The organism is Pseudomonas sp. FP453 (genome assembly GCF_030687495.1).
Lineage (GTDB): Bacteria > Pseudomonadota > Gammaproteobacteria > Pseudomonadales > Pseudomonadaceae > Aquipseudomonas.
The window spans coordinates 4273128-4290548 of sequence record NZ_CP117435.1 but is presented as its reverse complement, the minus strand read 5'-3'; the positions used below and the strand labels follow the sequence as shown (position 1 = coordinate 4290548).

The 17421-nt window shown below is 61.6% G+C and carries 13 protein-coding genes and 2 pseudogenes; 6 read left to right on the top strand and 9 right to left on the bottom strand.

Features of this window, described 5'->3' with window-relative positions; translation table 11 throughout:
* Positions 1-28 precede the first annotated feature (28 nt).
* The 5 genes from PSH87_RS19455 to puuE form a co-directional block, all read right to left on the bottom strand.
* Entirely contained in the window at positions 29-1315 is a 1287-nt protein-coding gene (locus PSH87_RS19455) for a urate hydroxylase PuuD (protein ID WP_124529482.1), read from the bottom strand.
* Between the two features lie 51 nt (positions 1316-1366).
* A complete protein-coding gene (locus PSH87_RS19450) occupies positions 1367-1870 on the bottom strand; it encodes an ureidoglycolate lyase (RefSeq protein WP_105694926.1) in 504 nt (167 codons plus the stop codon).
* A 127-nt stretch (positions 1871-1997) separates the two neighbouring features.
* On the bottom strand, positions 1998-2993 hold the full coding sequence (gene alc, locus PSH87_RS19445; protein WP_017735898.1) for an allantoicase: 996 nt from the start codon (positions 2991-2993) through the stop codon (positions 1998-2000).
* Positions 2994-3034: 41 nt separating this feature from the next.
* Positions 3035-3550, bottom strand: a complete 516-nt coding sequence (gene uraD / locus PSH87_RS19440; RefSeq protein ID WP_207045001.1) for a 2-oxo-4-hydroxy-4-carboxy-5-ureidoimidazoline decarboxylase — start codon at positions 3548-3550, stop codon at positions 3035-3037.
* Positions 3547-4473, bottom strand: coding sequence for an allantoinase PuuE (gene puuE, locus PSH87_RS19435; protein ID WP_257780616.1), 927 nt, complete (start codon positions 4471-4473; stop codon positions 3547-3549). Before puuE ends, uraD begins: the two co-directional genes overlap by 4 nt.
* 386 nt (positions 4474-4859) lie before the next feature.
* Here puuE and uraH point away from each other — a divergent pair, with 386 nt between their 5' ends.
* The 3 genes from uraH (at position 4860) to PSH87_RS19420 (ending at position 10588) form a co-directional block, all read left to right on the top strand.
* Entirely contained in the window at positions 4860-5213 is a 354-nt protein-coding gene (uraH, locus tag PSH87_RS19430) for a hydroxyisourate hydrolase (protein ID WP_017735895.1), read from the top strand.
* 145 nt (positions 5214-5358) lie between these two features.
* Entirely contained in the window at positions 5359-7797 is a 2439-nt protein-coding gene (locus PSH87_RS19425) for a dermonecrotic toxin domain-containing protein (RefSeq protein WP_305430745.1), read from the top strand.
* Positions 7748-10588 carry a dermonecrotic toxin domain-containing protein gene (locus PSH87_RS19420; protein ID WP_305430744.1) on the top strand — a complete coding sequence of 947 codons (2841 nt, stop codon included), beginning with the start codon at positions 7748-7750 and terminating at the stop codon, positions 10586-10588. The genes PSH87_RS19425 and PSH87_RS19420 overlap by 50 nt, the downstream gene beginning before the upstream one ends.
* Here PSH87_RS19420 and PSH87_RS19415 read toward each other — a convergent pair.
* The 3 genes from PSH87_RS19415 to PSH87_RS19405 all read right to left on the bottom strand — a co-directional run bounded on the left by PSH87_RS19415 (position 10527) and on the right by PSH87_RS19405 (position 13136).
* Complete coding sequence (locus PSH87_RS19415; protein WP_017735893.1) at positions 10527-11153, bottom strand: LysE family translocator; 627 nt, start codon at positions 11151-11153, stop codon at positions 10527-10529. The two genes, PSH87_RS19420 and PSH87_RS19415, sit on opposite strands and share 62 nt — an antisense overlap.
* Positions 11154-11167: 14 nt before the next feature.
* The gene (locus tag PSH87_RS19410) at positions 11168-12514 is read right to left on the bottom strand and encodes an NCS2 family permease (protein WP_305430742.1); all 1347 of its coding nucleotides are present in this window, start codon (positions 12512-12514) and stop codon (positions 11168-11170) included.
* A 187-nt stretch (positions 12515-12701) separates the two neighbouring features.
* On the bottom strand, positions 12702-13136 hold the full coding sequence (locus tag PSH87_RS19405) for a MarR family winged helix-turn-helix transcriptional regulator (RefSeq protein ID WP_305430741.1): 435 nt from the start codon (positions 13134-13136) through the stop codon (positions 12702-12704).
* 81 nt (positions 13137-13217) lie between these two features.
* On the opposite strand from PSH87_RS19405, the pseudogene PSH87_RS19400 reads away from it, so the two are divergent.
* Both PSH87_RS19400 and PSH87_RS19390 read left to right on the top strand, forming a co-directional pair.
* A pseudogene (locus PSH87_RS19400) lies at positions 13218-14385 on the top strand (PLP-dependent aminotransferase family protein).
* A 10-nt stretch (positions 14386-14395) separates the two neighbouring features.
* Positions 14396-14999: pseudogene (locus PSH87_RS19390) on the top strand (glutathione S-transferase family protein).
* 106 nt (positions 15000-15105) lie between these two features.
* Here the strand turns inward: PSH87_RS19390 and PSH87_RS19385 are convergent.
* Entirely contained in the window at positions 15106-16002 is an 897-nt protein-coding gene (locus PSH87_RS19385) for a LysR family transcriptional regulator (RefSeq protein ID WP_305430740.1), read from the bottom strand.
* Between the two features lie 125 nt (positions 16003-16127).
* Between PSH87_RS19385 and PSH87_RS19380 the strand changes: the two genes are divergently transcribed.
* Positions 16128-17420, top strand: coding sequence for a CitMHS family transporter (locus tag PSH87_RS19380; RefSeq protein ID WP_017735887.1), 1293 nt, complete (start codon positions 16128-16130; stop codon positions 17418-17420).
* Position 17421: the final 1 nt, after the last annotated feature.

Genomic DNA, 17421 nt, shown 5'->3' with positions numbered 1-17421 from the left:
CTCCCACAGTTGGATGTGTGTGGATCAGTTAGTTGGTACGGGCCCCCTGATTGATCCAGGTACCAATCAGATCCCGCTCCTGCTGGGTCATCTGGGTGATGTTGCCCAACGGCATGATCTGGGTCGCGACGGCCTGCGCTTGAATGCGCGCCGCCTGCTGCTGGATCTGCGCCGGGGTATCAAACATCACTCCACCCGGTGCGGTGCTGAACAGCGGGCTGGTGGGCTTGGCCGAATGGCACACGGCGCAGCGTTCCTGGATCACCCCATGCACTTTGTCGAAATCAATCGACGCCTGCGCAGGTGCCGGTTCGGCAGCAGGAGCAGCGGCGGGCGCGGCCGGTTTCAAGCCACCACCCAACGCCGTTTCTGGCAACGGTTGGTACTCGATGGCTGCAGGGGCCTTGGCCACTTCGGCCACCGGCTTGGGACCGGTCACGTACGCCAGGCTGATCATCGCCAAGGCGCCCACCGGCAAGGTCCACGCGTACTTCTGGCTGTTATGCCGGGTGTTGAAGTAGTGACGGACCAACACGGCGGCCACGGCGATACCGGCCAGGATCAGCCAGTTGTATTGGCTGCCGTAGGTGCTCGGGAAGTGGTTGCTGATCATGATGAACAGCACCGGCAAGGTGAAGTAGTTGTTGTGGCGCGAACGCAGCAAGCCCTTGGCCGGCAGCGCCGGGTCTGGCGTGCGGTTCTCGGCGATGGCCGCGACCAATGCGCGTTGCGCCGGCATGATGATGCGGAATACGTTGCCGACCATGATGGTGCCGATCACCGCACCCACGTGCAGGTAGGCGCCACGGCCGCTGAACACTTTGCTGAAGCCGTACGCGGCGGCAATCAACAGCACGAACAGGATGAAGCCGAGCAGGGCAGGGCGTTTGCCCAGGGCCGAGTCGCAGAGGAAGGAGTAGATGAACCAGCCGGCGAACAGTGAGCCAATGCCCAGCAACACGCCTTCGGTGCCGCTGAGGCTGCTGCCGGGGGCGAGCAGGTACAGCGTCGGGTTGAGGTAGAACACCACGCACAGCAGCGCGACGCCCGACATCCAGGTGAAATAGGCTTCCCATTTGAACCAGTGCAGGTTGTCCGGCATGGTCGGTGGGGCCAGTTTGTATTTTTCCAGGTGGTAGATACCGCCACCGTGGATCGCCCACAAGTCACCGGCCAGGCCGCTCTTGGGGTTGACGCGATTGAGGTTGTTTTCCAGCCAGACAAAGTAGAAAGAAGCGCCGATCCACGCGACGCCAGTGATCATGTGAACCCAGCGCACGCTAAGGTTCAGCCATTCCAACAGATGTGCTTCCACAGTCTTTACCTCTCGCCTGTCACCCTTGTTGTCGGGTGATCAAGCCTTCTCTTATTGGTGGGGGGCGAGGATCAACCGCTCATCCTCTTTGAAAAAATGCTCATCGCAGTTATTGCCTGTGCCACTGCGATCAACCACCAGGAAGTCATCCCGCTTTTCGATCGTCAGCACCGGGTGGTGCCAGACGCCGCGATGGTAATTAATGCCCTGCCTGCCGTTGGTAACGAAGGCGCGGACCAAGCCCGATACAGGTTCATCGCCAAGTGGCGCGACCACGATCAGAAAGGGGTTGCCGAGCAGCGGTATGAACGCTTGGCTGCCCAGCGGGTGTCTCTCCAGCATGCACACGGTCAGCGGCATGTCCTGCGCGTCGGCGCGGAAAATGCTGATGATGGCGTGGTCTTCCGGTTTAGCGGTTTCGACCGTGGCCAATTTGTGAAAGCGCATGGTCGACCCGTTGTTGATCATGAAGTGATCGCTGCCGTCGGTTTCGATAACGTCTCCGAAAGGGGCGAAGGCTTCTTTGGTCAGGGGTTCGATCACTAGTGTGCGCATGGCTGTCTTCTTATCCGAATGTTGTGTTGTTTGTTCGGCCGCCATCGCGGGCAAGCCCGCTCCCACATTTTGATATGTGAATACATTCAAATGTGGGAGCTGGCTTGCCTGCGATCGGGTTCACCGCTTACTTGGCTACTTTGCCCAAAACGCGCAGGCGGCTCACACCCCCATCCGGGAACACATTCAGGCGGATGTGGGTAATCGGCCCCAGCGCCTTGATCTGCTCGGCGAAGCTGTGTTCAGCGTGCATTTCCAGCTTCTGCGAAGGCAACAGCTCGCGCCAGAACAGCGATTGGGTTTCGATCTGGCTGTCGGTGCCGCCTTTCACGAAGGCGCCCTGGATCGAGCAGGTGTCTGGGTAGTTGCCCTTGAAGTGCAGGGTGTCGACGATGATTTTCTCGATCTCGCCCGGGTGGCCCAGTGCGACGATCACCCAGTCATTGCCCGGAGTACGGCGACGTGCGGTTTCCCAGCCGTCGCCCATGTTGATGCCACGGCCCGGGTTGAGGATGTTGCTCATGCGCCCGAAGTGTTCATCGGAGCAGGCCAGTGCACGGCCGCCGTTGAGGGCCGAGGCCAGGTCGACTTGTTCGTTGTCGCCGATCGACGACCAGTCGCGGAACGGAATACCGTACACACGCAGACGAGCGACGCCGCCATCCGGGTAGATGTTGAAGCGCAGGTGGCTGAAGGCCTTGTCGTTGCTGATCTCGTGGTAGTGGTGGCTGTTGCCTTGCAGCTCGACGGCCGACAGCACTTCCACCCACTGGGTGTTCTCATCAGGGTCGCCCGAGGCCAGGAAGCAGGCTTCGAGAGAGGCCGACGGCGGGAAGTTGCCGGTGAAGAATGAAGTGTCGATGTCCACGCCTTTGATCGAGCCGGGTACGCCCAGGCGGATCACTGCGCTGTCGTAGCCTTCGAAGCGCTTGCGGCGTGATTCCCAGCCGTCCATCCACTTGCCGTTGTCATCGAAAACGCCCTCCTTCCATACGGCCGGGGTCGGCTGGAACAGGCGGTTGGCGTCGGCGAACCAGTCATCGGTCACCGAAAGAATCTTGGTGCCCAGGCGGGCGTCGGCCAGGTTGACGAACTTCTCGAAAGGTACGGCGTAAGCTTTCATTCTTCTTGTCTGCCTTAGATAGAGTGGCTGGGGATGGTCGTTTAGAGGGTCAGTAAACGGAACAACGCGATCTTGTTGATCTCGGCCAGGGCGCATTTGAACTCGGTGTCCACCGAGTTGTGGATGCGCGTTTCGAACGCGGCCAGGATCTGATGCCGGTTGCTGCCTTTTACCGCCATGATGAAGGGAAACTTGAACTTGGCCTTGTAGGCATCGTTCAGCTCGGTGAAGCGAGAAAACTCTTCGGCCGTGCATTGGTGAATCCCCGCGCCAGCCTGTTCATCCGTGCTGGCTTGGGTCAGTTGGCCCTGGACGGCGGCTTTGCCGGCCAGGTCCGGGTGAGCGTTGATCAGGGCCAGCTGGCTGGCATGATCGGCGCTCAACAGGATGTCGCTCATGCGCTGGTGCAGGGTTTCGATCTCGTCGATCGAAGGGTCCTGGCCCAGGTCGTAGGCCTTTTCGGCCACCCATGGCGAATGTTCGTAGATATCGGCGAAGGCGGCGACGAATTCGTCGCGGCTCAGCGTCGAGGGTTTGAGGGTCTTGAAGGCGGTCATTTGGCAGCTCCCTGGAACGGGTGGGTGTCGTGCCAGTGACGGGCAATGTCCACGCGACGAGTGAACCACACCTGTTCGTGGCCTTTGGCGTATTCGATAAAGCGCTTCAAGGAAGCCAGGCGTGCAGGGCGGCCGATCAGGCGGCAGTGCAGGCCGATGGAGAGCATCTTCGGCGCCTCGGCGCCTTCGGCGTAGAGCACGTCGAACGCATCTTTCAAGTAGTCGAAGAAGTCATCGCCCTTGTTGAAACCCTGCACCTGGGTGAAGCGCATGTCGTTGGTGTCCAGGGTGTAGGGGATCACCAGATGCGGCTTGCCGGTGGGGTTGTTGGGTTCCCAGTAGGGCAGGTCGTCGTCGTAGGTGTCGCAGTCGTAGAGGAAGCCGCCTTCCTCCATCACCAGCCGCCGCGTGTTCGGGCCGGTGCGCCCGGTGTACCAGCCGAGTGGGCGTTCGCCGGTGAGTTCGGTGAGGATGCGGATCGCTTCGAGCATGTGCTCGCGTTCCTGGGCCTCGTCCATGTACTGGTAGTCGATCCAGCGGTAGCCGTGGCTGCAGATCTCGTGGCCGGCGTCGACCATGGCGCGGATCACATCCGGGTGGCGCTGGGCGGCCATGGCCACGGCGAAGATGGTCAGCGGGATATCGAATTCTTTAAACAGCTTGAGGATGCGCCACACGCCGGCACGGCTGCCGTATTCGTACAGCGACTCCATGCTCATGTTGCGCGCACCTTGCAGCGGCTGGGCCGAGACCATCTCCGAGAGAAAGGCTTCGGACTCTTTGTCACCGTGCAAGATGTTGCGCTCGCCGCCTTCCTCGTAGTTGAGTACAAACGACAACGCAATGCGTGCCTTGCCCGGCCAGTGGGGGTGAGGAGGGTTACTGCCGTAACCGATCAGGTCGCGTGGGTAGTCAGCGCTCACTGCAGTCTTCCTTCTTGTTCGTGATCATTCATGTGGCGGCCGGGCAGTGGAATGACTGGGTGGCGTCACAGCGATGAGTGATTGTATACAACTTATCGTCCACTTTGTAAGCCTAAATTTCTGCATTTTTTCCGCAGGGCTCTGTGTAAAGGGTGTAGCAAGAAACTTGCCCAGTTGGTCAGCTAATGGACAAAAGGTCGTTTAAAAGCAAGGATTACTCGCTGATTGGCTGCTCAGGCAATATGGGCGGGGTGATCAAAAGGTTTGTGATTTTTATTGTGTACAATTTTTTTAAAAAGTGTCTTAATCAGCCATCGCCGGCTTTTTCACTGCCCTGAAAAAGTGCGGATCTCTCTTCTACTGACTTCGGGAGGCGCGTAGACGCCATGGGACGTTTGACCACACACGTTTTGGACGCCGCACACGGTTGCCCCGGCAGCGCAATCAAGGTTGAGCTGTACCGCGTCGAAGGCGCGCAGCTGGAACTGGTGGCCACCACCCTGACCAACAGCGACGGCCGCTGCGACGCGCCATTGTTGCAAGGCGACGACTACCGCAGTGGTGTCTACCAGCTGCAATTCAGCGCTGGCGATTATTACCGCGCCCGCGGCGTGCAATTGCCGGAGCCGGCTTTCCTGGATGTGGTGGTATTGCGCTTCGGCATCAGCGCCGAACAGGAGCACTACCATGTCCCGCTACTGATTTCGCCCTACAGCTACTCCACCTATCGCGGTAGCTAGCGTCACCTCGCTTCACACCCCCAAAGCTCTTCGTTGGTTTTTCGCCCGCCCACACTGCGGGCTTTTTTTCGCCTGCCATTTATGTAGCGCACCGGCTCAGGGTTGGGTGACTAGGCTCGGGTTTTCCTGCCATGAAGACCCCGCCATGAGCCTCGATACCCCCGACGTTGCACCGCAATCTTTCGATTTTGACGACCCGGGCACGCCCCAGGAGCAGCGCCTGGCGGCGATTCGTACGCGGCTGACACGGCGCATCAACAGCGTACGCCTGCCCAGTCGCACGGTTGACGAGTTGTACAGCGCCCATGAACGTTGCACACGCGCCGCCCACTCCCTGCGCACCCTGGTCGTGCGCGCGCCCCGGCTGTTGTCGCGGATTCGTGGGGCGCTGCGCCAGGCGTTCGGCCTGGACCCTTACAGCTTGCTGTTCAGTGAGCCGCTGCCACCGCGCCCGACCCAGCATCGCAACAGTCTGATGGACCGGACCCTGGCGCTGTTTACCGAGCCGTATCCGCCGATCAATCTCCATCACTTCACGGCGCTGAGTATCAAGGGCGATCCCGGCGCGAGGTTGCCCTTCAATGCAGTACAGGCGCTGAAGCAGGTCGGCAAACTGCAGTTGGTGGCCCGGGTTGGCGGTGCGGTGGCGGATTATTGGCAGCAACTGGCCCACGGCAGCGCATCATCGCGCCAGGAGCGCGCGGTGGAACTGCACAAAGCTGTGTTTGCCGAGCAGGCTTTCCTGGCGCAGCAGTTGTTCACGTTGTCGGACGCGGGCTACACGTTGGTCAAGCAACTGTGGGACGCGCCCACCCTCGCGGCGCGCCAGCAGGCCGGCGGCGATTGGGCCACGGTGCACGCAGGCCGGATAATGTGGCCCCACGCCAGCGCAGGCACTCTGGCGATCCCCGGGGCGCTGCACCTCTATCGAGACAGCACCACGCAGGTGGTGTACCTGCCGGGCTTGCACCTTGGGTTTCATGAGTTCAGCTCCTGGCAGCAGCTGCAGGCGCAACTGCCCGAGCGGATCAAGGCGTGGTTGCTGGGGGATGCGTGGCAGTACCTGCCCTTTAGCCGGGCGGATGTGGCAACGTTGCCACCGCTGCAGCCCAGCCAGACGCTCAGTGGCGACGCCCTGGCGCATAGCCTGCACGCCATGCTGGAGCAGCAATCGGCCAATGAATGGGCCGCGCTGCTGTCGATCAATTACGCGCTTGACGTGCCCCTCGATGCCGAACTGCCCAGCCGCCAGGCTGCGCGTCTGATGCGGTTCATCGAGCTGGGCCGGCGGCGTGCGGTGGGTACGCTTGCGTGGGGCCCCGCGCTGGATGAGCTATTGGAGTGGGATCGTCTGCGCCGTCAACCCGAGGTTATCCTGGCGAGCCAATGCTCAGACCTGCCGCGCGGCACCCGTGCCCTGCACATCAGGCGTTATGAACAAGGGTTGCTGGCACTGCTGGATGCCAAGGACCCCGCCCGCGAAACCGACGCCTATCAGGTTTTTTTGCAGGATCAGGAGCAGCGACAGGCCAAGGCGCAGGCGGTCAGGCAGTGGACGCTCGATGCCGGTGAGCGCCTGTTGCAACTGGCGTTCTGGACCGAACGCCCGGATGGCACGCGCAACCGTTCAGCGCTGGTGTTTGCGGCCCAGCTCCAGGCGCTGCGATGTGAAGCGCAGCTGATGCGTCAGTTGGGCGTGATCGAGCAAACCCACCTTGATCGCTTGCTCGAAGTGCTCAACACGCCTTTGGCGGCGGCCCGACAAGGCAGCGACACCGGTGTTTTGCGCGTCTGCGTCAGTGGCAGTGCGCCTGTTCGCTACACCCTGAGGGGGCTGATGGTCGTCACCACCACAGCTGCCCAGGGGGCGCCGGCCCGGCTTCAGCCGGTGGTGCTGGTGGTGAGTGGCAGCCATGGCGGCCTGGCAGTGTTTGATTGTCTCGAAGGGTTGTCCAAAAGCTTGCGGGCCAGCCTGGCCGGGCCTGATGACTCGGCGTTGTGGCGCTGTATCAAACGTGATGAACGCCACGCCGCCCGCTTGGCGGCGTCACTGACGCTCGCGGTGGATTACGTTGTCGCGACCCACGATGTACTGCGTGACGATTTCAAGGCGCTGATCGACGCTCATCGGCAGTTGGATAAGCGTCTGGCTGGCAATGATCGATTGTTCAGCGAAATCAGCGATCCGGCATTGGCGCGACGGGTCCTGGCCCAGGAACTGTTTGAGCACCTGCAAGTACCGGACAACCCGCTGCGCAACGCGGCCCTGGCTAACGTCGAGCTGCTCCGGCTGGCGGCGAGGCATGCCAAGGCCCAGCCAGCCTGGCTCGCTACCGCATCTGCGGCCGCTAAAAAAAACCATAGGCACCTGCAACGCCGCTACCTGGGCAGTGCGATGGCGGTGGAGGGCCGCCTGTGGCACATCCTGCCGTCACTGGAGACGTTTGCTCGCCAGCGTCTGACGGCCCAATTGACGGCGGACGGTTTCTTCCCGGGGGTGGATATCGACCAGCCACTGCTGGATATGCCCGACGATGTCGGTTCACAGTTTCTGCGGCTGGGCAAGTACCTGCGCGCCGGGTGACCGTCATATCAAAAAGACCGTCAGCCCGCAGCGCACCACCTTCAGCCTGCTGGAGCTGGCGCTGCACAATCTCGACCCCCAGGCGCCCTGGACCGAGTGGCGGCTGAACCGTGCGCGGTATTTGCAACCGGCGTGGCAAATGCGCCTGACGCCGCGCTACCTGATGAAGACCCTGGCATCCCTGGACATTGCCGGTCACTACCAACAGCTGATCCGCCAAGTGTTTTACCCGGCGCGGTCCTCCACGGGATTGCCACGGCCGCTGATTGATCGTGCGGCGCGACAGCTCGCCCGGGTGCAGCTGTTTTCGGCTACGCAGCAAGGGCTTTCGCTGCCGGCCCAGCAGCTGTTTACCCGCGCCATGGCGCCACGGGCGGCAACCGGCGTGCCCGCGCCGACCCTGAGTTTTGTGCGTTTGCGCGGGCATACCCTGGCCCATGATCGGCACATAACCGGCCTGTTGGTGATCGTCGACAAGCGCTCGCCACTCTGCCTGGTGTACTGGCCGAGCGCAGTGCATTTCCCGGTGTTGAGCGAGTACGCGGATTGGCAATTGGCCAGGGCTGCATTGAATCGCCAGGGGGCCAGCCCTGACAACCTCCGGGCGCTCGCCAGCCTGGTGGCCCCGGGTTGGGAGGCCGAAGCATTGGCTGGCTATCCGGGGTATCGTCCTGCGCCGGCCATCAGCGTGGCGCCGCTGGTCAAAATTATCCCCACGCGCTTGTTCGGGCACGCCGTTCTTGGACTGTACGAGCAGATCAGCCGGTTCGTCCGCTCGTTCAATATCAAGCACCGCGTCGCGGCGGCCGCCACCGAGGCGATCGAGGTGCAGATCCGCGAACAGATCGACGCCGAACCCATGGCTTGGCTGGATATTGTCAATACCTGCCACTGTGATGCCCTGGCGGTGCTGGCCCACGGGCGCGTGCTGGAGATCCAGCGCCGTGTGCACGCCCGCGCCAACACGGGCGCGGCCCTGGCGCAGTACCGCGAACAGCGCCTTGGCGAGCAGTGGGAGGCCACCGTACGTGGGCTTTTGTCCTTCGTGCCTGTGCTAGGGGTGGGCATCAGCCTGTATGAAATGCTGCTCGCCGCGAGGCGTTTCCATCTCAGTGGCCGGCCAGAGGACGCGGTCGATGTGGCGTTTATCACCCTGATGGCGTTTTTTGATGTGCTGACTTCATTCGTGCCAACCGCCAAATTGGCCAGGCCTGGAGCGGCACTGGGCCGGGGTGCGATGCGTTCGGCGCTGCGCCAGCTGCACCGCCGCCAGGCCTGGATGGCAAATACCCTGGCCACGCCGCAGGCGGCTGCGCACACCCTGGGCGTGCTGGAGCGGTTCAAGAAGCCGTTCTCCAGCGAGGGCGCACTTGCATTGCGCGGCGCGGGGGAGAAGGGCATCTACGTGAAAAACGGCGAGCAGTTCCTGGTGGATGGCGAATATGGCTACCCGCTATATCGACGCCGAGATGAAACGGGGCTACGGATCAAAAGCCCGGGCGACCAAGCCGAAGGGGAGTTGGTGCTGTATATCCGCGAGGAGCGGGAGTGGTTGCTGGGGGCTGATGCCCCGCCGTCGCCGCAACCGGGACCCAGTTCAGGGTTGTGGCAGCCGTTCAGGGCGCAGCGCACCACGGTCTGGCAAGCGCCTTCGCGGGTAGCGCTGGATCGGGCCATGCGCCAGACCCAGGTTCAGCCCCAGTCGTTTCAGGCCTGGGCTGTGGCGCGAGAGCTGACATTGACGGACTTGTTGCCCGCACGCGGGATCTTCCAGGTGACTGTCGCCCCTCCGGCGCGCAACTACAGGGTGCTGCACTACAACGGTCGTTACTACCGGGTGCTCCCGGAGGGTGGCAATCTTTCGTTCAGGGACCTGGTGTTCATCACCCGCGATCAGCCCCTGGCGCACGCGGCGGCCGTGGATGTCCGCTATTGGCTGGAAGCGGGCTTGTTCGATCAACCCATACCGGCGACCGTTTCGGCCAATGGTCAGTGGACGTTTCACCGCCCGCTGTTCAGCGAACCGTTGCACCTGGCCCTGGCTCGGGCATTTCCCGGCATGTTGGCGAGCAGTCGTGGATTTTTGATCGAGCGGCTGCTGGAGTTGTCCGACCCGCACCCGCGTCTCACCGCGACCCACCTGCTCGACCTCAAGGCCGCGCTGGATAAGTGGCTGGCGCCCAATGCCGTGGGGCAGACCGACGACATGCTCAAGCTATTGCGTCCCCTCGACAGCACCACGCGTACTACCGTCTATCTGGGGGATGCGGCCTCGACACCCGGGTTCGAGCGTGCGGACTTCCGCTTGCGTCAGCCGCTGCACCGCTCTTTGCAACTGCCCACCCAGACCAACCTGATCGAGCGGTCGCAGATCATGCAAAAGGCTGTTCGAGAGGTGTTGGAGCAGCAGGGGTTTATCGTACGTGCCCTGGACAAGAAACCAGGCGCGAAGGCGACGCTGGATTACAGTTGCACCCATCCACATTCCAGCAACCGGTACTACGTGCTGACGCGCTGGGCCAACACCTCCAGCGTCAAGTTGCATGCCGCTCACGCCATGCAACTGACTGACGAGTGGTTTAACCGGCGCAGCGTGCTGGCGCACTATGCCAAGGCGTTTGAACCGCTGAAAAAGGCCATGGACGAAGGGCGTCTGGTACGGATCATTGCCGGTATCCAATGGACCCCCACAGAACCGCCGACCCTGTATTTTGCCCGGTTCGGCAGCCTCAAGCCCGGAGCAACGCCGCCACGCCGGCAGTCCCAAAAAAGGCCGCACTCACCCGGTTGAACCAGCCCTGGCCGCTGCCGCTGCGCAGGTAACGCGCGGCGCCATGGGCACTGAGGCCGTAGAACAACTTGCACAGCAGGTCGAGGGCGGTCCAGGTGGCGATCATGATCAGTAATTGTGGGAGAAATGCCTGCTGGCTATTGAGAAATTGCGGCAGGAATGCGGCGAAAAACAGGATGTCCTTGGGGTTGCTGGCACCCAGCACAAACGCCCGGCCAAACAGCGCACGAAAGCGTGGGACCGGCGCGCTGTACGGTACTTCTGCCGCTTTTGCCGGTTGCCGTGATTGCTGCCAGCTCTGCCAGGCGAGGTAAAACAGGTACGCCGCGCCTGCAATCTTCAAGGCGCTGAACAGTTGTTCGGACGCCAGCAACAGCGCGCCCAGGCCCAGGGCCGAGGCGCTCAACAGGCAGATCGAGGCAAACACCCCACCGAGAAACGCTGGATACGAGCGACGCAGACCGTAGTTGAGGCTGTTGCTTATCATCAGCAGCGACAACGGGCCAGGGATCAGGATCACGATCAGTGCAGCGCCGCTAAACAGTAGCCAGGTTTCCAGGTTCATCATGTACTCCGTTTTTATAGAAATATGAATTTGGCGATAAAGATCGCGCACAGCACCCACAGGCTCACCGAAATCTCGCGGTACTTGCCGGTGCCCGCCTTGAGCGCCACGTACGTGATAAAGCCCAAGGCGATACCGTCGGCCACCGAGAAGGTCAGCGGCATCATGATTGCCGTGACAATCGCCGGAATGCTGTCGGTGGCTTCATCCCAGTTGATGTGCGCCATGCTCGCCATCATCAGCATTGCCACGTAGATCAGTGCACCCGCGGTGGCATAGGCCGGAATCATGCCGGCCAGCGGAGCAAAAAACATCGCGGCCACAAACAGCACACCCACGGTCACGGCCGTCAGCCCGGTACGACCGCCAGCGGCAACACCGGCGGCGCTTTCCACGTAGCTGGTCACGGGTGGCACACCGACCATCGCGCCGAACACGCTGGAAGCACTGTCGGCTTTCAACGCGCGGGACAGGTTATCGATCTTGCCATCGGCATTGACCAGCCCGGCCCGTTGCGCGACGCCCATCAGTGTACCTGCGGTATCGAACATGTGTACAAAAAGAAAGGCAAATACAACGCTAATCATGCTGATATTGAATACACCTTTCACGTCCATGGCCATCCAGGTCGGCGCCAGGCTTGGTGGGGTGGAGATCATGCCGTTGTAGTGCACCAGGCCCAGGCCCCAGCCGGCCAAGGTTACGGCGATGATGCTGATGAGGATGGCGCCGAAGACGCGGTGGTAGCTGAGGATGGCAATCAGCAGGAAGCACACCGCCGCCAGCAGTGGTGCGGGTTCATGCAGCGAACCGAGCTTGATCAACGTGGCCGGGCTATCGACGATGATCCCGGCTGTCTTCAAGCCGATCACCCCAAGGAACAAACCGACACCCGCGCCCATGGCATGACGCAGGCTCACCGGAATGCTGTTGAGCAACCACTCACGCACCCGCGACAGGGTCAGGCCCATGAACAGCACGCCCGAGATAAACACCGCACCCAGCGCGGTTTCCCAGGTGTAGCCCATGGTGCCGACCACGGTGTAGGTGAAAAACGCATTCAGGCCCATGCCCGGCGCCAGGCCCACCGGCCAGTTGGCGTACAGGCCCATCAGCAGGCAGCCCAGGGCGGCGGCGATGCAGGTGGCGACGAACGCCGCGCCGTGGTCGATGCCGGCGTCGGCCATGATGTTGGGGTTGACGAAGATGATGTAGGCCATGGTGATGAAGGTGGTGAGGCCGGCGATCAACTCGGTCCTCACTGTGGTGCCATGCAAGCGCAGTTTGAACAGGCGTTCCAGCCAGCTGTTGCTGGGCGGGGAGAGGTCCAGCGTCGGGGCTTCAGATTTGCGGCTATCCACAGCAAGTACTCCTCAAGAGTTTTATTGTTATTTCCAGCGCCGGTCACAAATGTGGGCAACAGCGCTTTGAGGTACTGGCGGGTTTTGTTGACCAGTAGGTCAGGAACTCGCACGAGGCGAATTATGCTTTTGTATACAAAGAAAGCAAATAATGTTTTCGAATGATGCTGTGGAAGGCGATAGAAGGCTAATTCGCCGCACTCAGTGCCTGATTCACTGCCAGCCATCCGGCGACGGCTTGTTCGCCGACATCACTGAACGCGCGCTGCAACAGTTTGACCTGCTCACGGCGCAACGACTGTTCGAAACGCTGGCCTTCTTCGCTCAGCTCCAGCAGGCGTTTGCGCTTGTCAGTCTCGGACGCGACGCTGTTCACCAGGTGCATTTCCTGCAATTGGCGCAGCGGCATATTCAGCGCCTGCTTGCTTACTCCGAGCAGTTCCAGCAGCTCTTTCACGCTCAACGTCGGGTAACGCGCGATAAAAAATACGATGCGCTGGTGCACCCGGCTCAAGCCACGGCGTTCGAGCATTTCGTCGGCCTTGGCGGTGAAGGCCTGGTAGCCGAAGAAGAACGCTTGCATGGCTTCTTGTTGGGCGGCTGGGTTTTTAAGGTCAAGCATATTGACGTATCCATCCAGGCTGTCGTAATTTCGGTCAACCAGTTTGACGTATTTCCCACAGTCTTCGCTAGCGGTGAACCCATGGCCTTCTCTGAACGTGTTACGCGCCTCAAAAGCTCCCTGATCCGTGAAATCCTCGCGGCGGCCCAGCGCCCGGAAGTGATGTCGTTCGCCGGTGGCCTACCGGCCGAGGCCATGCTGCCCGCGTTGAACTGGGACGATATGCCCCTCAACATCGGCCAATACGGCATGAGCGAAGGCGAACCGCAGTTGCGTGAACTGCTCGCCGCCGAAGCCCGTGCGCTGGGCATACCGTGCCAGGCCAGCCAGGTGCTGGTGGTCAGCGGCTCGCAGCAAACCCTGGACCTGGCGGCCAAGTTGTACATCGACAAAGGCACGCAGATCCTGCTGGAAGGCCCGACCTACCTGGCCGCGTTACAGATCTTCCAGCTGTTCGGTGCCGACTGCCTCACCGTGCCTCTGGAGGCTGACGGCCCCGACCTGGCCGCCCTGCGCGCCAACCTTGAGCGCCATCGCCCGGCCTTCATCTACTTGATCCCGACCTTCCAGAACCCCTCGGCCGTGCGCTACAGCGAGGCCAAGCGCGAGGCGGTTGCTGCCTTGCTCGATGAGTTCGGCGTGACCCTGATCGAAGACGAACCTTATCGAGAGCTGACCTTCGATGGCGGCAGCGCCAAACCCATTGTCGGGCGCCTGAAGAAAGCCAGCTGGATCTACACCGGCACCGTGTCCAAAACCTTGTTGCCGGGCCTGCGCGTCGGCTACCTGATCGCCAGCCCGGACCTGTTCCCGCACCTGCTCAAGCTCAAGCAGTCGGCGGATCTGCACACCAACCGCGTCGGCCAATGGCAGGCGATGCAGTGGATCGGCACGGAAAAATACCAGAATCACCTGGTGGAATTGCGCAGTTTCTACCGCGAACGCCGCGACGCGTTCCAGGCCGCACTGGCGCATCACTTCGCCGACCTGGCCCGACTGGCAAGTGCCCCAAGGCGGATTATTCTTCTGGCTGACCTTGAAACAGCCGCTCGACACCCGCACTTTATTGGCGCAAGCGCTGGAGCAGGACGTCGCGTTCATGCCTGGTGAACCGTTCTTCTCCGAGCCGGACCAACACTTGGGCTCGTTGCGCCTCAATTTCAGTCATATCGACCCGGCCCGCCTGGACGAAGGTCTCAAGCGCCTGGCCGCGGTGGTCCGTCAAGCACAGCACGCGCAAGCGGCATAAGGGGAGCCCCATGTACAAGGTTTATGGCGATTACAAGTCGGGCAACTGCTACAAGATCAAACTGATGCTCAACCTGCTGGGCATCCCCGTATCAATGGATCGACGTGGACATCCTCAACGGTGACACCCAGACCGCCGAGTTCCTGGCCAAGAACCCCAATGGCAAGATCCCGGTACTGGAGTTGGAAGACGGCACTTGCCTGTGGGAATCCAACGCGATCCTCAACTTCCTCGCCGATGGCAGCGAGTTTTTGCCGACTGAACCACGCCTGCGCACCCAGGTGTTGCAGTGGCAGTTCTTCGAGCAATACAGCCATGAGCCGTACATCGCGGTGGCGCGGTTTATCCAGTTCTACCTGAACATGCCGGAAGACCGCCTGGAGGAATACAACACCTGCCATAAGCGCGGCTACAAAGCGCTGAAGGTGATGGAGCGCCAGTTGCAGGCCACGCCGTACCTGGTGGGCGAGCAGTTTTCGATTGCCGATATTGCGTTGTATGCCTATACGCATGTGGCGCATGAGGGTGGGTTTGATCTGGCGCCGTATCCGGCCGTGCAGGCGTGGCTGGCGCGAGTGGCCAGCCATCCCAAGCATGTACCGATGCTGGACTGATTCACACGGTCAAAATGTGGGAGCTGGCTTGCCTGCGATAGCGGTCTGTCTGTGCCAGATGCATAGCCTGACACACTGCTATCGCGGGCAAGCCCGCTCCCACATTTTAGCTCGGTGTTGTGTCAGATAATTCCTCGCTGAGCCTATCGAAACAGCGCTGTGCTGCGGGGCTCAAGCTCATCCCGCTCCGTGTAATCAAGCCGATCTCCCGATTCACCCCAGGATGATCGATAGTGATCCGCTGCAATCCCTCCAGACTGTCCGCCGCCGACTCCGGCAACACACTGATCCCCAACCCCTGGCGCACCAGCGCCAACACCGTCGACATGTAGTTGGCCTCCATTCCCGCGTTCAGCGTCAACCGCGTCTCATCGAACAGCGCATCCACCTGCTCACGCACACTGCTGTCGCGGCCGGTGAGGATGATCGGCTGATCCGCCAGTTGTTCGAGGCTCAGCTGGCGATGGCGGGTGAGGGGATGATCCACCGGCACAAACGCACACAGCCGATCATTGAGTACCGGCACAAACGCCAGGCCATGGCTGAGCCGCGCGCGCACGCCAATGCCAAAATCCACTTCACCGGAACGCACCTGGGCATGGATGCGGTGGGCCACCAGGTCATGCAGGCGCACTTCGATCCCGGCAAAGCGCTCGCGAAAGCGGCGCAACGCCGGGGGCAGGGCGCCGGCGCACACTGAGGGCAGGGCGGCGATGGTGACTACCCCGCGACGCAGGGCGGCGAGGTCGCGGGAGCCGGTGACGATGTTGTCCAGGTCCAGCAGCAGTTTTTCCATCGGCCCGCGCGCGTCCTGGCCGGCAGCGGTGATGCTGACGTGGCGCGGGCTGCGGTCGAGCAGGCTGACGCCGAGCCAGTCTTCCAGTTGTTGCACCTGCACGGTCAGCGCCGAGGGCGACAGGTGCAACTCGTTGGCGGCCTTGGTGAAACTGCCGGTGCGGGCGACGGCAAGAAAGGCTTGGATGTGCTGGATGCTATTTTTCATAAGAGCAGCTTCATTTTGTTTTTCCGAACACTAGCGAGTGAATATTCCAATTTACAAAGACTAACCCGCTTCCAATACTCCAGGGAAAACAATAACCGGCCAACAAGGCCGCTCTGGAGTAACCCATGCTCGCTACCCTGGGTGTCATTACCATCCTGTGCCTGCTCGCTGCCGTCATGAGCAAACGCCTGTCGCCACTGGTGGCCCTGATCGCCTTGCCGATCATCGCCGCGCTGCTCGGCGGTTTTGGCCTGCAAACCAGTGCCTTCATCATTACCGGTATCAAGAACGTCGCCCCCGTGGTGGGCATGTTTGTGTTTGCTATCCTGTTTTTCGGGATCATGACCGATGCCGGCATGCTCGACCCGATCATCGACCGCATCCTGCGCACCGTCGGCACGCGTCCTACGCGGATTGTCGTGGGCACTGCGACCCTGGCGCTGCTGGTGCACTTGGACGGCTCCGGTGCCGTGACTTTTCTGGTGACGGTGCCGGCGATGCTGCCGTTGTATACGCGGTTGGGCATTGATAAACGCATCCTTGCCTGCGTGTGTGCGATGGCGGCCGGGGTCAACTTCCTGCCGTGGACCGGTCCGGTGCTGCGCTCGTCCGCAGCCCTGCATGTGCCGGTGGCGGACTTGTTCCAGCCGCTGATCCCGGTGCAGATCGTCGGCCTGATCTTTGTCTTCGCCTGTGCCTGGTGGCTCGGCCGCCGCGAAGAAAAACGCCTGGGCCTGGGCGCCGGTTCCACGGTAGATGCCATGCCGCAACGGGTGCTCAGTGACGACGACATCAAGCTGCGTCGCCCGCGTCTGTTCTGGGTCAACCTGGTGCTGACCGTGCTGGTGATGGTGGTGATGATTGCCGGCTGGGTCGATCCGGTGGTGATGTTTATGCTCGGCACCGTGGTGGCGCTGTGCATCAACTACCCCAACGTCGACGCCCAGCGCGCCCGTATCGATGCGCATGCCAAGACCGCCCTGACCATGGCCAGCATCCTGCTCGCCGCCGGGGTGTTCACCGGCATCATGCAAGGCACCGGCATGCTCAAGGCGATTGCCGAAGTGGCGGTGGCGCAGATTCCGGCCGGCCACGGCAAGCTGATCCCGGCGGTGGTGGGCTTTATTTCCATGCCGCTGAGCATGCTGTTTGATCCCGATTCCTACTATTTCGGCGTGATGCCGGTGATCGCCGAAGTCGGCAAGGCCCTGGGCGTCGACCCGCTGCAAGTGGCCCAGGCCTCGCTGCTTGGCGTGCACACCACCGGTTTCCCGGTCAGCCCGCTGACCCCCGCGACCTTCCTGTTGGTGGGCCTGTGCAAGATCGAATTGGCCGATCACCAGCGCTTCACCATCCCTTTTCTGTTTGCCGCGTCGGTGTTGATGACCCTGACCGCGTTGCTCCTGGGAGTGATTTGAG

Bases quoted from the DNA above. Each gene is read 5' to 3' on its own strand.
- PSH87_RS19380 (WP_017735887.1), top strand. From the start codon at position 16,128: ATGCTCGCTACCCTGGGTGTCATTACCATCCTGTGCCTGCTCGCTGCC.
- PSH87_RS19450 (WP_105694926.1), bottom strand. From the start codon at position 1,870: ATGCGCACACTAGTGATCGAACCCCTGACCAAAGAAGCCTTCGCCCCT.
- PSH87_RS19415 (WP_017735893.1), bottom strand. From the start codon at position 11,153: ATGAACCTGGAAACCTGGCTACTGTTTAGCGGCGCTGCACTGATCGTG.
- PSH87_RS19420 (WP_305430744.1), top strand. From the start codon at position 7,748: ATGTCGGTTCACAGTTTCTGCGGCTGGGCAAGTACCTGCGCGCCGGGT.
- alc (WP_017735898.1), bottom strand. From the start codon at position 2,993: ATGAAAGCTTACGCCGTACCTTTCGAGAAGTTCGTCAACCTGGCCGAC.
- PSH87_RS19405 (WP_305430741.1), bottom strand. From the start codon at position 13,136: ATGCTTGACCTTAAAAACCCAGCCGCCCAACAAGAAGCCATGCAAGCG.
- PSH87_RS19425 (WP_305430745.1), top strand. From the start codon at position 5,359: ATGAGCCTCGATACCCCCGACGTTGCACCGCAATCTTTCGATTTTGAC.
- PSH87_RS19385 (WP_305430740.1), bottom strand. From the start codon at position 16,002: ATGAAAAATAGCATCCAGCACATCCAAGCCTTTCTTGCCGTCGCCCGC.
- uraD (WP_207045001.1), bottom strand. From the start codon at position 3,550: ATGACCGCCTTCAAGACCCTCAAACCCTCGACGCTGAGCCGCGACGAA.
- uraH (WP_017735895.1), top strand. From the start codon at position 4,860: ATGGGACGTTTGACCACACACGTTTTGGACGCCGCACACGGTTGCCCC.